This window comes from Simplicispira sp. (assembly GCF_028687295.1).
GTDB lineage: Bacteria > Pseudomonadota > Gammaproteobacteria > Burkholderiales > Burkholderiaceae_C > Simplicispira > Simplicispira metamorpha.
Genome location: NZ_JAQUAL010000189.1, coordinates 1 through 5,621, shown reverse-complemented (window position 1 = coordinate 5,621; position 5,621 = coordinate 1). Strand labels below are relative to the sequence as shown.

General features: G+C 68.2%; 6 protein-coding genes and 1 pseudogene. 6 read left to right on the top strand and 1 reads right to left on the bottom strand.

Annotated elements, in window-relative coordinates:
- A partial coding sequence (locus PHX69_RS15105; protein WP_288044800.1) for a methyl-accepting chemotaxis protein occupies nt 1-833 on the top strand: 833 nt, incomplete at its 5' end.
- 99 nt (nt 834-932) lie between these two features.
- Here PHX69_RS15105 and PHX69_RS15100 read toward each other — a convergent pair.
- Nucleotides 933-1,778 carry an enoyl-CoA hydratase gene (locus PHX69_RS15100; RefSeq protein ID WP_288044797.1) on the bottom strand — a complete coding sequence of 282 codons (846 nt, stop codon included), beginning with the start codon at nt 1,776-1,778 and terminating at the stop codon, nt 933-935.
- A 198-nt stretch (nt 1,779-1,976) separates the two neighbouring features.
- On the opposite strand from PHX69_RS15100, the gene PHX69_RS15095 reads away from it, so the two are divergent.
- The 5 genes and pseudogenes from PHX69_RS15095 to PHX69_RS15075 form a co-directional block, all read left to right on the top strand.
- On the top strand, nt 1,977-2,762 hold the full coding sequence (locus PHX69_RS15095; protein ID WP_288044794.1) for an SDR family oxidoreductase: 786 nt from the start codon (nt 1,977-1,979) through the stop codon (nt 2,760-2,762).
- A gap of 57 nt (nt 2,763-2,819) precedes the next feature.
- Nucleotides 2,820-3,791 (top strand): Zn-ribbon domain-containing OB-fold protein, encoded by a 972-nt coding sequence (locus tag PHX69_RS15090; RefSeq protein WP_288044791.1) that lies wholly within the window; start codon nt 2,820-2,822, stop codon nt 3,789-3,791.
- The gene (locus tag PHX69_RS15085; protein WP_288044789.1) at nt 3,788-4,945 is read left to right on the top strand and encodes an acyl-CoA dehydrogenase family protein; all 1,158 of its coding nucleotides are present in this window, start codon (nt 3,788-3,790) and stop codon (nt 4,943-4,945) included. Before PHX69_RS15090 ends, PHX69_RS15085 begins: the two co-directional genes overlap by 4 nt.
- The gene (locus tag PHX69_RS15080; protein WP_288044787.1) at nt 4,932-5,336 is read left to right on the top strand and encodes a MaoC family dehydratase; all 405 of its coding nucleotides are present in this window, start codon (nt 4,932-4,934) and stop codon (nt 5,334-5,336) included. The genes PHX69_RS15085 and PHX69_RS15080 overlap by 14 nt, the downstream gene beginning before the upstream one ends.
- Nucleotides 5,337-5,364: 28 nt before the next feature.
- A pseudogene (locus PHX69_RS15075) lies at nt 5,365-5,621 on the top strand (lipid-transfer protein); the annotation flags it as partial.

The window sequence follows — 5,621 nt, the reverse complement described above, 5'->3', positions numbered from 1 at the left end:
TGGCCAGCCGGGAAATCGCCCAGGGCAACCAGGATTTGTCGACCCGCACCGAACAGGCCGCCAGCGATTTGCAGTCCACCGCCATCTCGGTGGGCGAGCTGGCGGGCGTGGTGCGCGCCTCGGCGGCCTCGGCCGCCCAGGCCGATGCCCTGGCACGGCAGGCTGCCAGCACCGCACGCCAGGGCGGCGAAGTGGTCGCCAGCGTCGAGACGGTGATGGACGAAATCCTCTCGGGTGCGCGCCGCATTGCCGACATCGTCGGGGTGATCGATTCCATTGCCTTCCAGACCAACATCCTGGCGCTCAATGCGGCGGTGGAGGCGGCGCACGCCGGTTCGCAGGGCCGGGGCTTTGCTGTGGTGGCGACCGAAGTGCGCAGCCTGGCGCAGCGCGTGGTGGCCGCCGCGCACGACATCAAGCAGCTCATCGAGCTGTCGTTGGCCAGCGCCAACCACGGCTCGCAGCTGGCGCGCAACGCGGGTGAAACCATGCAGCACATCGTCACCAGCGTGCAGCGCGTGGCCGCCACCATCGGCGAGGTGGCCACCGCCGCAGGCACGCAGTCGTCAGGCATCGAGGATGTGAGCGCCGCCGTGGGCCGCCTGGACGACATGACACAGCGCAACGCCGCGCTGGTCGAGCAGTCGGCCGCCGCCGCGCAGGCGCTGGAGCACCAGGCGGTGCAGCTGGAAGAGCTGGTGGGTGTGTTCCACGGTGCGCCGTCCCAGGGGCGCCATTCGGGCGTACCCGGTGCAGCACTGAAATATGAATCAAAACAGGCTGTAGCCCTTGCAGGGCGTGCGCCAGCAGCTATGGTTATCGGAGCAACCTGAGCGAGTGGGGCGCCTGCCTGGCGTGGGCGCTGGGCAGCGTGAATCCGGTACTTTGGCTCCCGGTCTGCGCGGCCCCGGCCCGCAGGCCCGGGGATGCGTTCAGCGGCCCTCGAACGTGGGCTTGCGCTTTTCAATGAAGGCTTGCATGCCTTCTTTCTGGTCGCGCGTGGCAAACAGCAGCTGGTTGGCCTTGCGCTCCAGCATCAGCGCCGTCTCCAGCGAGGCATCGACGCCCGCCAGCACCACTTCCTTGATTTGCATGGCGGCCAGCGGCGGCATGGCGGCAATCAGCGTGGCCATTTTCAACGCCTCGGGCAGCACCTGGTCGTCGGGCAGCACCTGGCTGACCAGGCCCATGGCGCGTGCTTCTTCGGCGCCCATGGGCTTGCCCGTGAGCAGCATGCGCATGGCGTTGAACTTGCCCACGGCGCGCACCAGCCGCTGCGTGCCGCCGATGCCCGGCATGATGCCGATGCGGATTTCGGGCTGCGAGAAGCTGGCGCCTTCGCCCGCCAGGATGATGTCGCAGTGCATGGCCAGCTCGGCGCCGCCGCCAAACGCGTAGCCGCACACGGCGGCAATGATGGGCTTGGGGCAGCGCTCGATGGGCGCCCAGACGCGCTCGGTGTGGCGCTGCATGATTTCAATCGGCCCGGCGCCCTCCATGCTTTTGATGTCGCCCCCGGCGGCAAACACCTTCTCGCCCCCGGTCAGCACGATCACGCGCACGGCGGGGTTGGCGGCCAGTTGCGTGAACGCCTGCGAGAGCAGGGCTTGCAGGTGCAGGCTCAGTGCGTTGGTGGCCTGCGGGCGGTTCAGGCGCACCACGGCCACGCCTTCGTGGGGGTAGTCCACCAGCAATTCGCGGCTGTCGGCCGGGCTGGCCGGGGCGGCGCTGGCAGAAGAAGAGGGGGCAGAGGCGGAGGGGGGCGTGTCGGGGCGCATACGCAAAAGTCCTGCAAGGGTGGAAGTGGGTGCCGCGTCAACGCTCCAGGATCGCAACGCCGCAGTGCGTGGCGCGGACGGCTGCAAACCGGCATGGGGGCTGTTGGCGCGACCCCAGCATGTTCTGGTCAGGGGGGTGCTGTCACATCGTCCTTTTGGACGTATCTGCGCAGGGGTGCAATCCGTAAATTTACGGTCATGACACAGACCAGCAACAGCGATTTTGACCAGCGTGTGGTGCTTATCACCGGGGGCACCAAGGGCATAGGCCGCGGCATTGCCGAGGGCTTTCTGGCCGCAGGCGCCACCGTGGTGGTGTGCGCCCGCAGCGCCCCCGAAGCACTGCCCACGGCGGGCGCGCGCAGCGCCGAATTTGTGCCCTGCGATGTGCGCGACGCCGATGCCGTGCAGGCGCTGGTGGCGGCCATCGTGCAGCGCCACGGGCGCCTGGATGTGCTGGTGCACAACGCCGGCGGCAGTCCTCCGGTGGATGCGGCCACGGTGTCGCCGCGCTTTCACGAGGGCGTGATCCGCCTGAACCTGACGGCAGCGCTGCACATGGCGCAGGCCGCCAATGCCGCCATGCAAACGCAGGCGGGGGGCGGTGTCATCGTTTTCATTGGCAGCGTCAGCGCGCTGCGGCCCTCGCCCGGCACGGCGGCCTACGGTGCGGCCAAGGCGGCGGTGCTGAGCCTGGCCTCGTCGCTGGCGGTGGAGTGGGCGCCCAAGGTGCGCGTGGTGGCCGTCAGCCCCGGGCTGGTGCGCACCGAGCAATCGCATTTGCATTTTGGCGACGAGGCGGGCATTGCCGCCGTCGGCGCCACGATTCCCGCTGGCCGCATGGCCGAGCCTTCCGACATTGCCCAGGCCTGCCTGTACGTGGCCTCGCCACGCGCGGCCTACCTGAGCGGCACCAACCTGTTGCTGCACGGCGGCGGCGAAAAGCCCGCCTTCCTGGCTGCAGCGCAAGCACACCTTTCCTGAGACAGCGCAGCGGCGCTGGCAGGGGACTCTGAACCAAACCAACGAAGGAGCATGACCTTGGCTGAACACGAGTGGATGAATGAAGTCCGCGCCCTGGTGGGCAAGGAATACGGGCGCGTTTACGCCTGGGACAAGATCAATGCCCCCATGATTCGCCAGTGGTGCGAAGTGATGGGCGTGGATGCAACCCGCTACACCGCCGAGGGTGCCGTGATTGCGCCACCGGCCATGCTGCAGGTCTGGTGCATGGAAGGGCCGGTGGCCAACAACTACCCGCCCGGCTCGACCACCGAGAACCCCTACGAAGCCCTCAAGCTGCTGGAGGCCCAGGGCATGGCGTCGGTGGTGGCGGTGAACTCCGAGCTGACTTTTGCCCGCGATGTGCGCGAGGGCGAGCGGCTGTACTACACGACGCGCCTGGACTCCATCAGCCCCGAAAAAACCACGGCGCTGGGCACGGGCCACTTCGTCACGCTGGTGATGGCGTATTTTTCCGAGCAGCCCCAGGGCGACGAAGAAGTGGGCCAGCTGCTGTTTCGCGTGTTCAAGTTCCGCCCAGCCAACCCGGTCAAGCCGGCGGCCGACAAGCCTGCGGCCATCGCTGCCCCCAAGCGCCCGCTGCCCGGCATCAGCGATGACACGCGCTTTTTCTGGGACGGCGCACGCGCTGGCAAGCTGCTCATCCAGCGCTGCAAGGGCTGCGGCGAGCTGCGCCACCCGCCCGGCCCGGTGTGCCCCAGCTGCCATTCGTTTGAATGGGACACCGTGGAAGCGTCGGGGCGCGGCACCGTGTATTCGTTCGTCGTCATGCACTACCCCGAGGTGCCACCGTTCGACCATCCCAACCCGATCGTTCTGGTGGAGCTGGAAGAGGGCACGCGGCTGATTTCGCAGATCGTGGGCATCCAGCCGGGCGAGGTGCGGATCGGCCAGGCCGTGCAGGTGGAGTTCAACCGTTTCAACGACGGCGAACTGGTGCTGCCGCAGTTCCGTCCGGTGGCCGCTGCGGCCCAAGGAGTGGCCGCATGAACTTCCAACTGAGTGAAGACCAGCGCGCGTTTGCCGACATGGCCAGCGGCCTGTTTGACGACTACTGCGGCGATGAGCAACTGCGCGAGCACGACGCTTCGGGCGCGCCGTTCATGCAGGCGCTGTGGCAGCAATGCGTGGCTGCGGGCCTGCACACCATCCTGGTGCCCGAGGCCCAGGGCGGCCTGGGGCTGGGCATGACCGAGCTGATGGCCGTGCTGGAGCAGCAAGGCCGCGCACTGGCGCTGGTGCCGCTGTGGGAGACGCAACTGGCCGTGGCCGCGCTGGCCCAATTTGCCCCGGCGGCGTTGCCGCAGGTGCTGGACGAGGCACTGTCGGGCCAGGCGCCGCTGGCGCTGTCGCTGGCCGGGCTGGCGCAATCGCGTGGCCCCTCGCTGCACCTGGAGCGCACCGAAGGCGGCTGGATGCTGCGCGGCCAGGCCTACGCCGTGCCGCTGGGCGGCCAGGCCCGCCACGCGTTGCTGCCAGCGCAGGCCACTGATGGCCCGTGCCTGGTGCTGGTGGACTTGGCGCAAAGCGGCGTGCAGCGCACCGAGGGCACCAGCCAGCACCACCAGGGCGTGGCCGACCTGGTCTTTGGCGCCATCACGCTGGCCGCCGACCACGTGTTGCCCGTGGCCGCCACGGCCTGGACAGAGCAGCGCGCCATCGCCTGCCTGGCCGCGCTGCAACTGGGCGTGACGCAAGAGCAACTGCGCCGCACCGTCGAATACGTGAGCGAGCGCCAGCAGTTTGGCCGCGCCATTGGCAGCTTTCAGCTGGTGGCGGGCCAGATGGCCGATGGCTACATCGCCACCGAAGCCCTGCGCACCTCGGTGTGGCAGCTCGTGTACCGGCTCGATGCCGGGCTGGGCGCTGCACCGCAAGCCTTTGCCACGCGCACGCTGGCCAACGACACCGGGCACCGCACCGGCCACATGGCGCAGCACGTACACGGCGGCATTGGCGTGGACACCACCTACCCGATCCACCGCTTTCTTTTCTGGAGCCGCGCGCTCGGCACTGCGCTGGGCGGCACCGAACACCACCTGGCCCGGCTGGGCGATTGGCTGGCCGACAACGACACATTGGGATGGAAATATGACGCTGCCGAAGACAACACCCCCGAGGAGGCCCGCCATGGCGCAGTTTGACGACATTCAGCCCGGCGCAGAGCTGCCCGCACTGACCGTACCGGTGACGGTGGCGCTGGTCACTGGCGGCGCCATTGCCACGCGCGACTACTTTCCGGGCCACCACGACCTGGAGGCCGCGCGCGCACTGGGCTCGCCGCACATCTTCATGAACATCCTCACCACCAACGGGCTGGTGCAGCGCTTCGTCGAAGACTGGGCTGGCCCGCAGGCCCGTTTGTGCGATCTGAAGATCAAGCTGGGCATGCCCAACTACCCCGGCGACACGATGACGCTGACCGGCGCCGTGACCGACAAGCGTGCCTCCGACCGCACGGTCGAAGTCACGCTCAAGGGCGCCAACTCCATGGGCCACCACGTCACCGGCACGGTGCGCGTGTGCCTGCCTTGATGCCGCACTGCCAGGAGCACCCCCTTCCATGAACGATTTTTCTATTTCCGGTCGCGCCTCCATCGTGGGTTTGGGCGCCACTGAATTCTCCAAAAACTCCGGTCGCACCGAAATACGGCTGGCGATGGAAGCCACGCTGGCCGCGCTGGCTGACGCGGGCATCGACCCCAGCGAGGTGGACGGCTTTTCGTCGTACACCATCGACAAGGTGCCCGAGTACGAAATTGCCCGCCTGCTGGGCGCCAACAACGTCAAGTTCTTCTCGCAAGTGCCGCATGGCGGCGG

Coding starts and splice junctions, on each gene's coding strand:
- PHX69_RS15100 (WP_288044797.1), bottom strand. CDS start 1,778: ATGCGCCCCGACACGCCCCCCTCCGCCTCTGCCCCCTCTTCTTCTGCC.
- PHX69_RS15095 (WP_288044794.1), top strand. CDS start 1,977: ATGACACAGACCAGCAACAGCGATTTTGACCAGCGTGTGGTGCTTATC.
- PHX69_RS15085 (WP_288044789.1), top strand. CDS start 3,788: ATGAACTTCCAACTGAGTGAAGACCAGCGCGCGTTTGCCGACATGGCC.
- PHX69_RS15080 (WP_288044787.1), top strand. CDS start 4,932: ATGGCGCAGTTTGACGACATTCAGCCCGGCGCAGAGCTGCCCGCACTG.